This is a genomic window from Arthrobacter sp. M71 S08, assembly GCF_059089725.1.
In genome coordinates, this window is sequence record NZ_JBNHEY010000005.1 from 81994 (window position 1) to 98108 (window position 16115).

Here is a 16115-nt window from a genome sequence, read left to right on the forward strand (position 1 = left end):
AGATCTTCCAAGGAATCAGCAAGCCCGGGGATGCATTCTTGATCCGGGAGCAGCCGCCTTGGTGGTTGGGCGAGAGCACCCACGGGCGGGGCCCAACGCCCCCAAGACCGGCCCCGCCCGTCTCTCAGTGCCTACTCTTTGCCGACCGGTTCGATCAGCTGCGGGCCATCGTTGCGGACATTCCCGACAGCCTTATCGACGACACGGGGGAGCAGATGCGGCTCCGGAATCGCCTCCAGCAGCTGCCGCACTTCATCCTTGTCATCCAGTGCCGGGTTGAGCCAGTCACCGCGCAGATCCGGCGGCACGATAACCGGGGTCCGGTCATGGATATGGCCTAGGGCGTCGGTCGCCGTGCGGGTGAGGATGGTCGCTGTCGTCAGCCATTTCTCCGGGTCATCCTCGGCAAGGTCGGGGTTCGGCCAGAACTCATACAGGGCAGCAAAGCCGAGCCACGCCCCCTCATCCTCCGGGTGCAGGTAGATGGGCGTCTTCGATCCGTCGTCGTTCTTCAGCCACTCGTAATAGCCATCCGCCGGCACCAGGGCGCGGCGCTTCACAGCGGCCTTCCGGAAAGATGGCTTTTCCAGGATCGTCTCGCTGCGCGCATTGATCATTTTCGAGCCCAGCTTCGGGTCCTTGGCCCAAACGGGAACCAGGCCCCACCTGGCTGCCTGAAGCCTGCGGGTAAGCTCGCCATCCGCACCATCGACAGCGCTGGCCTTCTCGGTGACGATCGGGATGTCGGTCATCGGAGCCACGTTCCAGGACCGCCGGAGCTCGACCGGGGCCTCCTGGATCTCGAAGGACTTGACCAGGTCGGCCTTGTTTCCGGAAATGAAGAAGCGTCCGCACGTGCCTCGATTGTGCCTCACCGAGCACCGTCGGGTGGCTACTGCAAGGTAGCTTCAAGGCGCTCTCAAGTTACTCCTGAGAATGGACAAAAATGGTTGACGGCTAAACAGTCACCCCGGGATGCTGGAATCAACTGATCTCAGCAGGATTACTTTGGGGCGGATATGGATATGGGAACAATCAAGTGCAAGACCTGTCGCGGCACATGGACAGTCTCAACACCGAGGACCGAAAAGGTCATCGCCGACAACCACACCTACCTGCATCCCGGCCATAGGACCGTCACCGCCTGGGAGAGCTCGGACCAGGACACCAACGCGTCCTAGGAGATGAATCAGTGCTGGTGACACCGCACGGTGACGAAGCTGCCGCCATCATCGTCGCCGTGCTCCTGCTTCTTCTCGTCGGTGTGGCCATCCGAATTCTCTACAAGCGACGCTCAAAAGATTGATGGACGCTCACGACCCGGCATGCGTCCTGTGGAAGCCGGGCATAATCACCCGCAGCCCGGCCTTCCAAAGGGGCTGTCAGTAACCTGCCTGTACACCTTCTGGGCGGTCATAGCGCTGACCAGCCGGGTTGGGCGGCAGGATCATGAAGACGAGCAGCGCCAGGGCACCCAGGAACGGCACGAGCATGATCAGGATCAACCATCCGCTCATGTTCACGTCGTGGAGCCGCCGTATGATCAGCGCGATCGACGGGATGATTGTGGCTGCCAGCCACAGGAACGCCAGGATTATTCCGAAGGCTGATCCTCCTTCTGGCATGCCGGTGGTCGGGTCGATCGCGCCCCCGCCGCCGAGCATGTTGATGATGAAGGTGACAACGACCGAGACCAGTGTCCACCACCAGTATTCGCTTCTGCTGGCCCGGCCAGAGAACGTTGCGTACTTCTTCCAGAAGCGCTGCACGGCGGCCTTGAACGGAGCCCCGTAATACGGCGCCCAGAGCGGCGGCTCGGAGATGGCCGCAGGTGTTCCGGGCGTCTGGTACTGAGGATGAGTCATGGTTCCCCCAAGATGTATGTCGGACGTATGGCCCCATCATAGGTCTCGGATATGACAAAGCGTCACACATGCCTCGACTGTCCCTGAAGCGCCATCAGGTGGTTACTGCAAGGTAACTTCAAGGGCCTCTCAAGTTACTCTCACGAGTGGACAAAATAGGTTGACCCGTAAACCGTCATACCCGGATGCTGGAATCAATTGATCTCAGCAGGATTACTTTGGGGCGGATATGGATATGGGAACAATCAAGTGCAAGACCTGTCGCGGCACATGGACGGTCTCAACACCGAAGACTGAGAAGGTCATCGCCGATAACCACACCTACCTGAACCCTGGCCACAGGACCGTCACCGCCTGGGAGAGTTCGGACCAGGACACCAACGCGTCCTAGGAAGATGAACAGGTGCTGGTACGCCGCACGGTGACGTAGCTGGCGTCATCATCGTCAGGGTGCTCCTGCTTCTTCTCATCGGTGTGGCCATCCGGATTCTCTACAAGCGACGCTCAAAGGACTGAGTCAGATCGGCAGCACTGGCTAGGGCAGCCACCGTTGCGCGGAGTAGCGCGCGGTGCCGAGGTACCCGGTCTTTCGGAAGACGACCTTGACCTTGATGAACGCGTCGCGGTCGTACCGGGTGAGCGTATAGGTCGGCCGGGTGGCACCGGCGATGGGCTTGCCGTTGCGCATCCACTGCCACGTCGTAGTCGTCGGAGCCGGGTACGGGGCGGTCACCGTTGCCTTGAGCGTCTGGCCGACTGCGGTTCTGCCTGTCACCACCGGGTTGGCCAGCCTGGTGAACAGGGCCGCCGGCTTGATGGCCGGCGAGGTCCACACCGAGGGGTGGTAGCCGGCGCGGGTATGGGTTTCACGGAAGGTGATCTGCCGCCACTGATCCGTCGAGGTGAGCCGGTAGCTCAGCCCAGTGGCCCCGGTGATCGGTTTGCCGTCGCGCAGCCACTGGTAGGTGGTCTTGCTGGGCCTGGGTAAGACGACGTCCGTCCACGTTTCAGCCTTGACGGTGTAACCGACAGCTGCTGTGCCATGAATGACCGGCGGGTAGAAATAGTCGAAGTAGGCCGGGGGAGTAACCGGCGCAGACACAGCCGTCGCCGTGAAGTAGTTCTTCTTGCTGTACCGGGCACGGACGGTGATCTTCTTGCCCGCGTCGTCCCGAGCAAGCAGGTAGGTCGGGTCCGTGTCCCAGTGGGTGAGCCATTCACTGCCGCGGTACCACTGATACTCGATGACGTCTGCGGCCGGCGTCGGCGTTGCAGGGACCGCGGTGACGATGTTCCCGTCCTTCAGGGTGCCCTTGATGGTCGGGGCGGCCAGCCCGGCGAACACACCCTTGATGAGCGGCGCTGCAGAATCCTTGCTGCGGTAGTACGTGCTCTTGTACTCCGGGGCGGATGCGGTGATCTGCACAGTGATGCGGCTGCCGATGTTCTTGGCCGTCGTTGTGAACGTCTGACCGGTCTCTCCGTGGAGCCACCCCCAGTACGAATCAATCCACTGATACTGATAGGTCACCCCTGGCGGCGAACCTGGGGGCGGTGTCGTCGCGTGCAGCACAGCGCCGGCGGGAGCCGAGGTCGCGCCACCACCGGCCCAGGTGATGACCGGGGACGAGGTCAGGTATCCGCGGAACGCTGTGCCATAGGACTTTGTGTGGGTCACGGTTCGGTAATCCGGGGCGGAGAACGTCACGGTGACGCTGATTTCGGCGCCCATGTCCTCTTCGGTGGGCGTGTAGGACGCAGCATCGGCCCCCACGATCGGGGTGCCATTCCGGGACCACACGAATACTGGTTCGGGATTGCTGGCCAAGGCGGGCCGGGTAGTCACCTGGCGGACATCGATGGGAATACTCTTCCCTAGGATGGCGTCAACATGGAGATACCACGCGTCGGGAAAGATGGAGCCCAGAACAGGCTCAGACTCTCCAAAGAGGTAGCTGACCTGCTCGGCACCGTATTCCTTCAAGACCAGACGGGCCGAGAGGCGTTTCCCGAAATGTGAATCCTCCGGGTAGAAGTACGACCCGGTCTGGTCATTGAGCTGGCCATCCACCAGCCATTCGATACGGATCACGTCATACCGTTTGGTTCGATCGAACTGGACTCAGACGGTGAAAGACCTTCCCACAGAGGGCACACCCTCGTACGTCCCGGACGGTACCGAAGAGGCTTCGCTGACAGTCGGAGGATCGGCAGTCGTGGCGGTGGCCGGAGCGACCGGTGAGAAGAAGATGAGCGTCGTCAAAGCGGCGCATGATACTGCAATGGCCCGCTGCCGGCGTCCGGGCAGGCTTAAAGTTGGGTTCACGTGCGTGTCCCCTGATCTGTGTGGGACTGATCCGCAGTCGCACGTTCTACCGCTGAAGATATAGGAGAGACGCGCGTTGGGCAACGCGCCTCGGGGCGCGGGTTCTGCCGGGTATTCAGGGACGCTGATCGCAGAGCCAAGATCACCCGATTGGCTCAACTGTGATGCGCACCTTGCACGGGCATGAAGGGGTGTGAAGTGCCGGGAGCGCAGCGGGCAGCGCTCAACGCAAGTCAGCAAGATATACCGGCACGGATGGGCCCCTACAGCCTAGGGTGATGTGGTCCTGTGACGCTTCTTGCGCCGAACGAAGTACCTTCCCGAAGCGATTCCGGCGAGCACTGCGCCAATCAGACCCATCATCAGCATGGACGAAAGTGGCAGGCCAGCGAAAGCCTGCGCCGAAGCGACTCCGGTGGCCAGCGCGATCAGGGCGCATTCGATGCTTGACCGCAGTCGATAGGACAATCGCATGGCGATCAGAAGCCTATCGAGCACCCAGGTCGCCATGCCCGCGAGTGTTCCAGCGAAAGACCCGACACCGGCGCCGTAAACGAGGCCGATGACGGCCAGCGTCATTCCCCACGAGCCGGACCCAAGGAGGCCTCCGGGCTGGCTAACCCCGAGCACCACGCTCAACGCCCCTACTGCGGCTCCAACCGCAGCGCCGAGGAATAGCCCGGACCCCATCACGCCGGCGGGGAGTCGCGGAACCTCAAGGACATCGGCCACCGACTCGCGCCGCACTCCCAGCACTTCGCGCCGTTCATGCCGTGCAAGGTGCGCATCGAGGCGCAGCCGAAACGATAGGATCAGCGCAGAGAAGCGGTCGCAGAAAATGATGGGGGTCTGCATGACGGAGGAGCTGACCTCGACACTTTCCATGGCCTCAACGCTACGCGGGCTCCCCGGACTGCTCTTCTGAATCACTGATTCAACCTCCACAGGCTCACCGCATTCCTCCGCTGATGCCGTTCATCGGCTCGTTACCTTCAGCGGTTCGATCTTCAGCGGACGCCCTTCGGACGGGTGCATCAGGATGGCGTTACCTAGGTTGTGCATCTCATTCGCCAGGATGTCGACTCTGGTGACCTCGCCGTCCGGATGGGCAATCTCGCGAATGCGGCGCTGGTGCCAGTGACCGGCTATGAGATGCGCCGGGGTGAGTTTGGCGACGACGTCGTCGAGCAGGATGCGCGTTTGATTGGCCCGCTCGTCGAAGCCGGCAGGAAGCTCTAGATCGCTTTTCAGGGGTACAGACAGAGGAGCATCGTGTGTGACAAGTACGTCCACGGGGCCGCCTTCGATCAGACGCTGGGCTTCCTCTGGAGTTGGCTCCTCTTGAGGCCACCAATCCTTTCCTTCGGTTCTGAGTTGGGAATCAATGCTGAAAGCGCCGCCGAGTCCTCCGATTGTGAGGCCCTCGCAGATGGTGCGTCCGCCGCGCGGCAGAATCCAGATGTTGGAGCGCCATCGGGCCAAGCCGTCCTCTTCCGGCTGCAGTTTGAGGATCGTGTCCCAATTATCGTGGTTCCCAGGACTGACCAGAAGGCGCATGTCCTTCTGTTCCAGAATGCCGTTGACGCGCTTCTCGTAGCGGCCCCGTTGTGCCCCCGGCCAATCCAAGGCGCAGTCGCCAACGCTAATCATTGTCTTTGCGCCAACCTTCTCAGCGGCGTCGATGCATCCCAAGGTCCAACCCATGTGGCCATGCCAATCGCCGAAGAAGGCTATGGGGCGGCTACTTCCGCTCACGCTTTAGTACCTCAACGGCGTCGGCTGCGATGAATTTGTCCATATCGTTCGTCAGTTCGCTCCGCGACAGGATGTCGAGCTGAGCCATGCCCATGCGCTGCGCAGTGGGGTTATCGCTCATCGCCCGCTCCATGGCAGCTCTAGTCAGCTGCCAGGAGAGCGCGCCGTCCGGCTGCTTCCTCCGTCGAGTGAAGATTGCCTTCAGTCGGCTGAGCATTCTGGAGACCCTTTTGCTTGGCTGATCGGGCTGCACACACATACTATGACCATCGTGGCAGCCCCGCTGCCAAACCAGAGATGTCGCAATCACAGCGCCCGATTGCTCTCTCAACCAGCGACCGCAGGTTCGGCGAAGCGACACCGCGATGTCAAAGATGCGAATGTAACGGGCCCTTCTCAGAACCCGGTCCCGCGGACAGTCTCGTCTTGGTGCTACTTTTCTTCCTGCCGCGGCGCTGAGGTTCGACATTAGGAGTACTTGATGACTCGCCGAACAACTCGCTGATATTGACCCCGCACACATTGCTGACTGGGTGAGTGACGTATGTCAGGCACAGTCGGTGTGTATCTGGGCTGGCTCAACCTGACACATATGGCAGGGGGCTAGATAACCGTCGGGGGCCAGTTTGCATCCATGTCCCACCTGGAGCCCGGGGTCACCCTCGTGGATCCGGAGCGAGATACTTAGCGCTTCGCTGAGCGCCGGGAGTACTTGCGCCGTTCCGGGTTCGTTCCGGCCTCAATCCTGGACGCCGCCTGCCGGTGCCTAGCCTTAGGATTTGGAGCGTTACCCGACGGCCCCTCCATACGAGTTTGCGCGCACGACGACGGGGAATTTCTTGCTCACGCACAGGTCCATGATTGTCGACATCTCCAGCCAGTGGCCCTGCAGCGCGAGCAGGAAACTGACAAAAGGGTCCCTGCCCTGGGCCTTCCGAATTCGTGGAGAGTAACTCCAGCGTCTCACCGTCGTCGGTACGCACGATCAGGAACTGTTGGCGCAGTAGATGTTCTCCAGTACGCCGGAGACCACACGCTCCGGTTCAGTGAGCATCGCCCGTGTCGGCTCCCTGAGTGGCTCCGAGAGGAGGTCCGAGATGATGTCGCACAGGCGACGCCCGTGCATGCGTCGGACGTTGTACTTGGCGGCCACCACACGGCCCGTTGAATCGCAGGCGACCTGCAGTGTGTCCGTGCCCCGCTTGTAGGCGACGGTCGGCATTCTGGCAGCTTGTGGGTTGAGTACCTCCCAGGAACTGCCGTGGTGAATGATGTCGTGATGCTCACGGCGTGCACTGAGTGCCATGGTTCTCCTCGATAGTCGTTGAGCGCCATGTGTGCGGAGGGCTTGGACAGCCTTCCCGGGCGTGACTACCGGGCGTTGGCTTCGAGGACGACCTGACCACGCTGGCCATTGCCGTCCAGAGCCCAGCACGTCATCAGGGGGTAACCTTCGGTCTTCTCGACATAGCTCGATTCATAGCACTCGTACTCGGACGTGACGTGGCTACGGGCGCCGAGTGGCCCTCCGGTGTCGAGCACGGTCTGAAGGATGGCCTTCGCCTCATCGCACGTCACACACTGCAGGTTCTGATAGGTGTAGCGTGCACCGACGCAGTCGCCTGCTGCTTGGCTGCCGCCGGTCGCTGTCTGTCCCCAGGGTGGGGGTGCCGATGCGGTCAGTGACTGGATGATGGGGAGGATTTCGTTCCGGAACTGCGGGTCTCTTGCGTACCTTTCCGCTTCGGCACCGAGATCAACCTGGTCGTTAGGGCCCAGCTCCTTCCTGCCATTGAAGGACAAAGGATGGCCCTCGCGCCAGGGAAGGCTGAACATCGTGGTGTCGCCGCCGATGTCGGCAGCCATGCCGAATAACAGGGCTCCAGTGCCACCCAGCGCCTGGCCGGGGCTTGCGGCGACAACGGTCCGGGCTCCCTTCGCGACATGGTCACTGACGCCAGGGATGGCGCCTTGCGGCAGGATTGCAGTGAGGGGCGCGAACCCAATCGGGGCTATGCCGGCACTGATTCCCAGCTCCAGCGCGGTCTGGCCGTCAGGTGCGGTGACGCTCCACGACCGGTAGGCGGTGTTCTCACTGGACTGCTGGTTCGCCGTCTCAGCTACGGTCCAACCTGTCGGGTAGCGGAAGCTCAAGGCGCCATCCGGGGAGGTGAACGTCTCGCTCAGTGCTGGGACGTCCTCCGTGGGGGGCGGCGATGGCGATGGCGGGGGAGTGCTGGTCGCGGCGGCCGTGGGCGAAGGCTTCGCGGAGGTGGCGGGGACCTTGGTGGGCGATGGCGTGGGTGTCGCCGTTGCCGAGGGTTCTGCAGTGGGGCTGCTCGTCCCAGGATTCGCGCAACCGGTGGTCAATGCCACACACGCCAAAATGGCCATTACGGAAGGAAAAGCGGTTCTCATGGGTCCCCAAAAAATGATGCACCGTGAAGGTGCTCCCTGGCGATGATCTTATGCCACTCGCTTGGCGATGGTCCTGTGCTCGACGATGGCCGCCTCCCCCAAAGGAAGACGGCCTCCCACTCATCAATCAGGGTGGCACATGGCTCCTCCTCACATTCCGTAGGGTAGCGCCAGAGCTCGGCCGACTTGTCGAAGGGCTCATTGCACTGCGGCACTCCCGCTGCGACGAAGGGCAGCGTCCGAAAAAAGGCGGCCACGAGGGAACGGCAACTGCTCTAGTCTCTTCAGCGGTGGCTGCAGTGCTGCTCGGATCACTCGACCAAGCTTGCGAATTCGGCCCGCGGCCGTAGTGACTTCGGTAGGACCAACATCGGACTGAGAGTCATAAGAGGCTCGCGGATGGAACCGACAAGGCGGCTGCCCTGTGCGGGCTGCAGGCCTGTAGGGTCTGACCGCTTCAGGCGGTCTGTCCTCGCAACCGCTCAGCTTCCTCGTGCGTGACCAGGATGGGCTCAGCCTTATCGAGCACCGTCTCGGCCGTGACGATCGCCGTGGCGACGTCCTCGCGGCTGGGAAGGTCGAACATGACCGGCAGCAGCACATCCTCGAGGATTGCGCGCAGGCCGCGTGCACCGGTTCCACGGGCAGTGGCCAGATCCGCAATTGCATCCAGGGCGTCAGGCTCGAAGCGCAGTTCCACCCCGTCGAGGCGGAACATCTTCTGGTACTGCTTCACCAGTGCGTTCTTCGGACCGGTGAGCACGTTGATGAGCGCTGAGCGGTCCAGCTCCGTCACCGAGGTGATGATGGGCAGCCGGCCGATGAATTCCGGAATGAGGCCGAACTTCACCAGGTCCTGCGGCATCACTTCACCGGATGAGGGTTTGCTGATCAGCGACTCCAGGGAGGCACCGAAACCCAGGCCCTTTCGGCCAGCGCGTGAGCCGATGATCTCGTCCAGGCCGGGGAAGGCACCGGCGACGATGAACAGGACGTTCTTGGTGTCCAGCTGGATCATTTCCTGGCTGGGGTGCTTCCGGCCGCCCTGCGGTGGAACGGAGGCGACAGTGCCTTCGATGATCTTCAGCAGCGCCTGCTGCACGCCTTCGCCGGAGACGTCGCGGGTGATGGAGGGGTTCTCCGACTTCCGGGCGATCTTGTCGATCTCGTCGATGTAGATAATGCCGGTCTCGGCCCGCTTCACGTCGTGGTCGGCGGCTTGGATGAGCTTCAGGAGGATGTTCTCGACGTCTTCACCGACGTAGCCGGCCTCGGTCAGGGAGGTGGCGTCAGCGACCGCGAACGGGACGTTCAGCTTCCGGGCGAGGGTCTGCGCCAGGTACGTTTTGCCGCAGCCGGTGGGGCCGACCAGGAGCACGTTGGACTTGGCCAGCTCGACGTCGTCGAAGCCACCCTCGTCGAGTCCCTGGATGCGCTTGTAGTGGTTGTACACGGCGACCGAAAGTGTCCGCTTTGCGGTCTCCTGGCCGACGACATACTCCTCCAGGAACGCGTAGATTTCGCGCGGCTTGGCCAGCGTGAACGACTCTTTCGCGCCGGGGTTTTCGACCTCGATTTCGTCGATGATGTCGTTGCAGAGTTCGATGCACTCATTGCAGATGTAGACGCCGGGTCCGGCGATGAGCTTCACGACGGCCTTCTGGCTCTTTCCACAGAATGAGCACTTCAGAAGATCCACTGGTTCACCGAGTCGAGTCACGCCGCACCCCTTGCTTTCGCTACCGGGGCCCTGTTGGCCGGTGCCCCGTTCGAACGATAGGGCCACCGGGGACTATTCGAGTCCACCCTGGTGCCAGACCCCATGCGTAGAAAACGCTTGGAGATTTCTAGGAAGGGTGAAAAACGGGTGGATCAGTTTCGAAGCGCGATTTCGCCGAGCACTGAGCGGGGAATGAGTTCGGCCGGCGCGGGGGAATTGATACCCCTCCTCGCTAATGGACGGTAACTCGCTCGTCAGGGTATCATGTGCGGTCAAGTCCTCGCGAACTGTCCTATCTGTCCTACCGGAAAATCGCGTGTCCTACACCTGGCGGGACAGTAAAACGCCTAGTCAGAGCCGCTTTTTGGGGTTTTGTCCGGCTGTCCGGACGATTTTTGGTTTTGTACATCTCCATAGAGAGGGGTTGTACATGAAAGGGTGGCCACCATATAGAGGGCCCTTATATATATCTCTTAAAACACATTTTGATAGGACAACTACTATAGGGGGCCCTACTTCCCAGCAATGACGCGGAATTTTCTGTCCGACCAGGTGATAGGACAGCGATAGGACACCTGGACAGGGGAGCCGGACGCTCTCATCACGCAATCTCCGGAGTCGACGCTCGACCGCACAGGAACGCAGTGGGCGGCTGATCCTGATACCGGCGATTTTCTTGGCAGGATGGCCATCATTCACGACCCGAACAGCCATCGAAAGGAAGCTTCGTCAACCAGTGACGCCCGTTCCTTCAGAATCTGCGCATGGACTGGGGCAAGAAACTCAGAAGGGAAGGAGAAAGTCTGCCGAAGCGTTGCCTGCGTCATTTTGGATTCTGCGTATGTAGCACGTTGAGTACTAAACCTCAGGAACAAGCACAAGGTGGCACAGCGATCCTAGAAAGCGAATCGATCAGAGTCCTCGGTCCAATGCGTCAAACATTTATGTGCAGTGCAGGACCGGCCACTCATCAGATCGATTACCCTCGACCAAAACGGAGCAGTCGCTAAGCGAACGGACGTTGGGACGAGGAAAACACGGATTACTGGACCAGCCGACAGCACAGTTCACGAGTGAAAAACCTCAACTTACATATCGCCAGCCCGGAACAAACAGCAACACTGGTACTTCGGCAAGAACAGCGCCGACAGTGTGGGTTCGGATCATTGATTCCGTCCAAGCGTGACGGCACTGCAACACCTGATCTACAACGAACCGGTATGACTTGTAGGCGCACCCCAAGGCCCGGCGAGCAGTATCGGTAACAGAGCCCGCGGAACTGTGCTGTCATGATCGCGCTTATACCAGTAGCGAGTGCCCGGTTGGCACCCGTTCGGAGATGACATTTGGTTGCGGCTCGTACCTGAACTTGGCCCATCGCAAGCGCACAGCCAACGGAGTGAAAGGTCGCGAGTCGTTGGCCTGTGACGTGTTGCGAGGGGTCTTGCCGGCCAGAGCGCAGCATCTCCGGTACGACAAGTGCCTGGCTTCAGCTCGCGTCTTATGAACTCCACTTTGCCGATCCACTAGGAGACGCGGGACGAGAATTGTCGTAGCCGGATGCTAAATGTCTCAGGAACCCTGTTGCAGGGGGATGGCTCGCTTGTCCTTAAGAGGACATGAGCCATTTAGACGGAGGAGGGGCGATGTACTTGGGATATGCGCGCGTCAGTACGACTGATCAGCGAGCCACCATGCAGGTCGAGGCGCTGGTGGAAGCTGGAGTCGCCCGGGACAGGATTTTTATTGACGAGTTATCGGGAGCGAAATCGGCTCGCGATCGACCTCAGATGAGCGCACTACTTGACTACGCGAGGGAGGGCGACCATGTCCTCGTGTGGAGGATCGATCGGCTTGGGCGCTCTCTGATCGACGTCGTGAACACCGTCAATGAGATGACCCAACGCGGCATCCAACTACGCTCACTCATCGACGGCGTGGATCCGTCGACGGCGCAAGGGAGATTGCAACTCCACTTATTCGCGACTCTCGCCGAGTACGAGCGTGAGCTAATTAATGAGCGTGTCCGAGCGGGCGTAATGGCGGCGCAAGCAAGAGGAGTGATTTTCGGCCGACCGGCACCAAAGCCTGAATCAGTTGAACGGAAGGTACGGACGCTCCGTCAACTGCTCTCGGAGGGCGACACCATGGCGGATGCCGCGGATGCAGTTGGATGGTCGCGCGCGACCGCGTATCGCTATCTAAAGCAATACGGCGCCGAGAAGGAACCGAAGGCGGGAACGGTCGAGTACAAGCGTGGCAGATCTCAATATGCAAAGAAACAGAAGCTGCCTGCTCGAAAGTGAAGAGCGGGACGAGCGTTTTGCGCCGTACGGGAGAGAGAACCTGATCGGTTACGAGAAGATCATCGGCACGTACGCCCCTGCCACCCAGCACGTCGACCAGGGCCTGTCGCTGACGCTGTTCTTCAAGGACACCGCAACCACCGCGACATCAAACGCGTCCAGATCTACGCCTGACACAAAGGCATCGAGACGCTCTACTACATCGGTCTCCGCCAGCTCGCGCTGGAGCGTACTGATGTCGCCGGATGCGTCAGCTGCGCGCTCTAGCGCAGTAACGAAAAAGCTCCGGCCTACATCGCCTACCGGGGCTTTTCCGTGCTTGGATTGGATCCACAAATCGGCATCGGCAAGGGGAGTCACGGGCAAGACACCGGAGGAGAAGATCTGTGTCGTACAGAACGCGGTAGCCGTCGCTTAGGACGCGACGCGTTCCCTCGTCCAAGGAGAAATCAGCCCAACTCGAGGGAGCGATGCCCAATTCCACTATCAATCCTGATGCCAGCCGAAATCTGCGTTCGCGTACTGGCCCCCATACGTCGGAGCGGATGAGACGCGACCTAGGACGGAGCCGTTGGAACCAGCGAGCGTCTTCAAGGCTTGTGGGAGTATCGCTCAACACCACTAAGTCGACATCGCTAGCCATTCGCTCAGCTCCTCGAGCGTAGGACCCCACGAGAGCAACAGCTCTCACTCTGTCATCCTGCTCCGCCCAGATAGCAACTTCGCTGACGATCTGCTGGGCAGCGCGCTGGCGTTGAGGTATTCCTTTCCTCAGCGGACCTCCACAGGATCCTCAACCGGATCGGCATCCACTCTTGTGGTGGCACGAAGTCGGTGCCACACTGCTGGTGTCTGTACTCGCGGTGCTGGGCTTGGAAGCACGGAAGGAGCCCTGATGCACGGCTGGCAAAGGCACTGTCATCACCAACTAGTCGCCGTCCGTCGTGGAGTTCACGTGGTCGCGCTGATCTTGGCAGTTTCTGTTCTAACGGCATGCGGAGGTCTGAGGCTCGGCAGTGGCGCAGCCGACGATATTTTCCGTATGGCGGGCAGGGGGTCCGAAGAGGTCGTCATGCGGGCTGACAACGTATCCGGATACGCAAAGGAGTACGGGGTAAGCGAGGAAGCACTCAAGAGAGTGGCTCCCGAGGCCCACCTGCAAACCGTGTGGACCGAGGCCCAATCCCAGATTAAGACGATATATGCGGTAGCCACAGACGAAGACGAAGCAGGTCTAGCCATCGGCATTGGGTGTCAGGGGCTCGAGGCGTTTCACGACGACGTGAAGAAGCGCAACGAAGCGATCAATAAGGCCAAGCTTTCGTCCAACGCTTTGCAAGCGAGCACCGTATCCCTGTACAACGAGATCTCCGCGGCTAAGACAGGGTTAAGTCAGGACGAGCTGGCTGCCGCTGTTTGGCTCTGCCTCGGCTACGACGCCCTTCCGTAGGCACAAGCCCTCAGGCTCAATCCAGTCAGGTGTTCCAGCCCGGCACGTTGTCATCAAGCAGCTGGTGGTGCGTATCGGGCAGCCTGCCGTTGGGAAGCCCCGCTGCAAGTGAAGCACGTTCCCAGCTGGCGCTCCAGATCCTCGTCCCGGTTCCGGAACGAGGGCATCCGGCCCTGCTCCCGGGCGAACCCGGCCAACTGTTCCCGCCGTGCCTGCCAGTGAGCCTTAAACCAACAGGAAGCGAAGCCCTGAGACTTCGAAATGAGCCTCGACGGTCTAAGAGATGGTCGACTGGGCTATCCCATGCAAGAACTGGGTCCTTTGCACCTCATCTTCGGTCCAGTCAGAACTGGCTTCTGAACTTCAGGAAATCCGCCGTAGGTGCGTTTCAGGCGGTCCTTCAGGTCGACAACCTCTTGCTGGTCACGGCGTATGCTCCGTATCTGGAACCCGTCCGGCCTGATCAGAAAGGTACGGTGGCGTTTTCAGCCTGCGGGGTATGCAGGCGACAAGTTCGGAACCCATCTGGCATCGGATTCCAAATGCTGTCCAAACGTCGCTTTGTGTGCGTATCTCCTCCAGATTCTGGATGCGGCGGGCGCGGAAGACATCCGTTCCGGCTGGTATTTCGATGTGCCTGAACGGGATAACGAGTGACGCAAGTCCTGGCACATTCAGCACACGGAAAAGTTCCCGCCTAATCTCCGGCCTGGTCAACATCCTGCGAGACCGTTTCTATGTATAGCCGGATGTTGGCGCGAAGTTGATCTATGTTGACTCTCTTCAGGTACTGCTCTTCTGTCCAGACCACTTCGCCCCTTGGTGGCGGCACTTCGGTATGGTCCAGTTGCTCGACTTGGCTCTTGTCATCCTTCTTTGACCGTGTGCCCATGTAGTAGTAGTCATCAGGAAGCCCCCAGCGCCGGGCGTGGTGGTTCTCAGCAGCGTCTATGTGCGCGTTCAGCTCCGCGATTACTCGAGGGCTGAACTGATCTGGAGAAGCCATTACCTCAGAATAAGAGCTCTTTTGCCGCTGTATGACCTACATCGAATGGCCCGATGCGGCCTTGGGGTACACCCGTGACAAGTCTGTGGCGAGATAACTTGAGAGACCACAGGCGTCTCAGCGAACGTGACCGTGCCGGGTAAGTACCAGGTCTTCTTCGAGGTCCAGACCGGCGATCCTTGATATGTTTCCGGCGAAGATTTTTCCCGATCTGCCGCACTAATATCGAGTTCTTCGACGATGCGGATCATTTCCGGGATGAAGAGTGGCTCGCCTTCCGGGTCGAATGGGCGGTCGCTGGCGAAGACAACCCGTTCCGCACCGAAGAATTTCAAGCCACAACGCGTACCGATTGCCGAGCCCGAGAGTGCGGTGTCTGCATAGAATTCCCGGAAGTAATCGATCGGTTCGCGCTTCAAGCGGTCGACGAGGCTCGAGTAGGCGGGGTCGTCGGTGCGGCTTCCGAACTGGTCCGCCCAGCCCAGTCGATGCGTCCTTCCATGTAAGGAATCATGGCGCCCATATGGTGGGTGATGATGTTCAGACCCGGGTGACGGTCAAAGAGTCCGGAAAACACCATCCGCGCCAGAGCTGATCGTGAGGACTCTGACAGCAACTACGATGACAGCGAGCAGGATTATGCCCCGATGGATGACCTTGATCCTTCCGATTACCTTAGACTCCGTCTGGAATCTCGGGTGCGGGGTGTCTCCATTAAGGTCGTGCCTATCGCGATCTACGTATGACCCCGAACTGACATAACGATTGTCAGCTGTGTTCGGTCTCCATAGACGCAGGTTTTGAAGGGCCCGTCGGGCGCCATCAACATCCTCATGCGGGGGTCGGCACAGGGCACGATCGGTGAGGTTCGGCTAACGCGGAATCAAGAATCCCTCTACCGCGGTCCGGCTAAATCGAGGAAGCACTTTGATGTTGGAACGCCAAGAGGCCATCCCGTCGTCTATTTGCAGCTGCCGCATTGTGCCAATTGTCGTGGTTACCGGGGGAGACTATGAGAGTCCTGTTCTTCTCTGCCAGTAGCTGATTGAGTCTTTTCTCATGGTGGCCACGCTAGTCGAGGCCGCAGTCACCACATGGAGCATCGTCCTTGCACCCGCGTTCGCCGCTGCGTCGATGCAGCCTAGCGCCTAACCTCGATGCGCATGCCAGTCGCCAAAACAGCGATGGGCCGAGTCATTGTCGTCATGGTGTAAAGCCTGCAAGTAAGCATAATTCGTGGAACATCCTCGGAAACCGTCTCCCAATGAA

General features: G+C 60.3%; 16 protein-coding genes and 1 pseudogene. 6 read left to right on the plus strand and 11 right to left on the minus strand.

The features are described from left to right. Window positions 1-131: 131 nt before the first annotated feature. Complete coding sequence (locus AC5RTB_RS11710; protein ID WP_494061251.1) at window positions 132-875, minus strand: SOS response-associated peptidase; 744 nt, start codon at window positions 873-875, stop codon at window positions 132-134. A gap of 150 nt (window positions 876-1025) precedes the next feature. Here AC5RTB_RS11710 and AC5RTB_RS11715 point away from each other — a divergent pair, with 150 nt between their 5' ends. Next, window positions 1026-1181: a hypothetical protein gene (locus AC5RTB_RS11715; RefSeq protein ID WP_494061252.1), complete on the plus strand. Its 156-nt coding sequence runs from the start codon at window positions 1026-1028 to the stop codon at window positions 1179-1181. Window positions 1182-1382: 201 nt separating this feature from the next. Here AC5RTB_RS11715 and AC5RTB_RS11720 read toward each other — a convergent pair whose 3' ends face one another. Beyond that, entirely contained in the window at window positions 1383-1865 is a 483-nt protein-coding gene (locus AC5RTB_RS11720) for a DUF805 domain-containing protein (protein ID WP_494061253.1), read from the minus strand. Between the two features lie 235 nt (window positions 1866-2100). On the opposite strand from AC5RTB_RS11720, the gene AC5RTB_RS11725 reads away from it, so the two are divergent. Continuing rightward, window positions 2101-2256 carry a hypothetical protein gene (locus tag AC5RTB_RS11725; RefSeq protein ID WP_494061254.1) on the plus strand — a complete coding sequence of 52 codons (156 nt, stop codon included), beginning with the start codon at window positions 2101-2103 and terminating at the stop codon, window positions 2254-2256. 144 nt (window positions 2257-2400) lie between these two features. Here AC5RTB_RS11725 and AC5RTB_RS11730 read toward each other — a convergent pair whose 3' ends face one another. From AC5RTB_RS11730 to AC5RTB_RS11755, 6 genes are all read right to left on the minus strand, one after another. Further along, complete coding sequence (locus tag AC5RTB_RS11730; protein ID WP_494061255.1) at window positions 2401-3957, minus strand: hypothetical protein; 1557 nt, start codon at window positions 3955-3957, stop codon at window positions 2401-2403. 504 nt (window positions 3958-4461) lie between these two features. Then, a complete protein-coding gene (locus tag AC5RTB_RS11735; protein WP_494061256.1) occupies window positions 4462-5076 on the minus strand; it encodes a hypothetical protein in 615 nt (204 codons plus the stop codon). A gap of 90 nt (window positions 5077-5166) precedes the next feature. Further along, complete coding sequence (locus AC5RTB_RS11740) at window positions 5167-5946, minus strand: metallophosphoesterase family protein (protein ID WP_494061257.1); 780 nt, start codon at window positions 5944-5946, stop codon at window positions 5167-5169. After that, window positions 5933-6067, minus strand: a complete 135-nt coding sequence (locus AC5RTB_RS11745) for a hypothetical protein (RefSeq protein ID WP_494061258.1) — start codon at window positions 6065-6067, stop codon at window positions 5933-5935. The genes AC5RTB_RS11740 and AC5RTB_RS11745 overlap by 14 nt, the downstream gene beginning before the upstream one ends. Window positions 6068-6931: 864 nt before the next feature. Then, a complete protein-coding gene (locus AC5RTB_RS11750; RefSeq protein ID WP_494061259.1) occupies window positions 6932-7252 on the minus strand; it encodes a hypothetical protein in 321 nt (106 codons plus the stop codon). Between the two features lie 65 nt (window positions 7253-7317). After that, window positions 7318-8100, minus strand: a complete 783-nt coding sequence (locus AC5RTB_RS11755; protein WP_494061260.1) for a hypothetical protein — start codon at window positions 8098-8100, stop codon at window positions 7318-7320. Between the two features lie 49 nt (window positions 8101-8149). Here AC5RTB_RS11755 and AC5RTB_RS11760 point away from each other — a divergent pair, with 49 nt between their 5' ends. Further along, the gene (locus AC5RTB_RS11760) at window positions 8150-8410 is read left to right on the plus strand and encodes a hypothetical protein (protein WP_494061261.1); all 261 of its coding nucleotides are present in this window, start codon (window positions 8150-8152) and stop codon (window positions 8408-8410) included. Between the two features lie 411 nt (window positions 8411-8821). Here the strand turns inward: AC5RTB_RS11760 and clpX are convergent, their stop codons facing one another. Continuing rightward, window positions 8822-10084 carry an ATP-dependent Clp protease ATP-binding subunit ClpX gene (gene clpX / locus AC5RTB_RS11765; protein WP_494061262.1) on the minus strand — a complete coding sequence of 421 codons (1263 nt, stop codon included), beginning with the start codon at window positions 10082-10084 and terminating at the stop codon, window positions 8822-8824. 1646 nt (window positions 10085-11730) lie between these two features. Between clpX and AC5RTB_RS11770 the strand changes: the two genes are divergently transcribed. Both AC5RTB_RS11770 and AC5RTB_RS11775 read left to right on the plus strand, forming a co-directional pair. After that, a complete protein-coding gene (locus AC5RTB_RS11770; RefSeq protein ID WP_494061263.1) occupies window positions 11731-12390 on the plus strand; it encodes a recombinase family protein in 660 nt (219 codons plus the stop codon). Window positions 12391-12433: 43 nt separating this feature from the next. Continuing rightward, window positions 12434-12657, plus strand: a pseudogene (locus tag AC5RTB_RS11775) (ribonucleotide reductase barrel domain-containing protein); the annotation flags it as partial. Here the strand turns inward: AC5RTB_RS11775 and AC5RTB_RS11780 are convergent. Continuing rightward, the gene (locus tag AC5RTB_RS11780; protein WP_494061397.1) at window positions 12641-13165 is read right to left on the minus strand and encodes a nucleotidyltransferase domain-containing protein; all 525 of its coding nucleotides are present in this window, start codon (window positions 13163-13165) and stop codon (window positions 12641-12643) included. The pseudogene AC5RTB_RS11775 and the gene AC5RTB_RS11780 overlap by 17 nt on opposite strands. 180 nt (window positions 13166-13345) lie before the next feature. Between AC5RTB_RS11780 and AC5RTB_RS11785 the strand changes: the two genes are divergently transcribed. Further along, on the plus strand, window positions 13346-13840 hold the full coding sequence (locus tag AC5RTB_RS11785; protein WP_494061264.1) for a hypothetical protein: 495 nt from the start codon (window positions 13346-13348) through the stop codon (window positions 13838-13840). Between the two features lie 697 nt (window positions 13841-14537). Here the strand turns inward: AC5RTB_RS11785 and AC5RTB_RS11790 are convergent. After that, entirely contained in the window at window positions 14538-14846 is a 309-nt protein-coding gene (locus tag AC5RTB_RS11790; RefSeq protein WP_494061265.1) for a hypothetical protein, read from the minus strand. Window positions 14847-16115: the final 1269 nt, after the last annotated feature.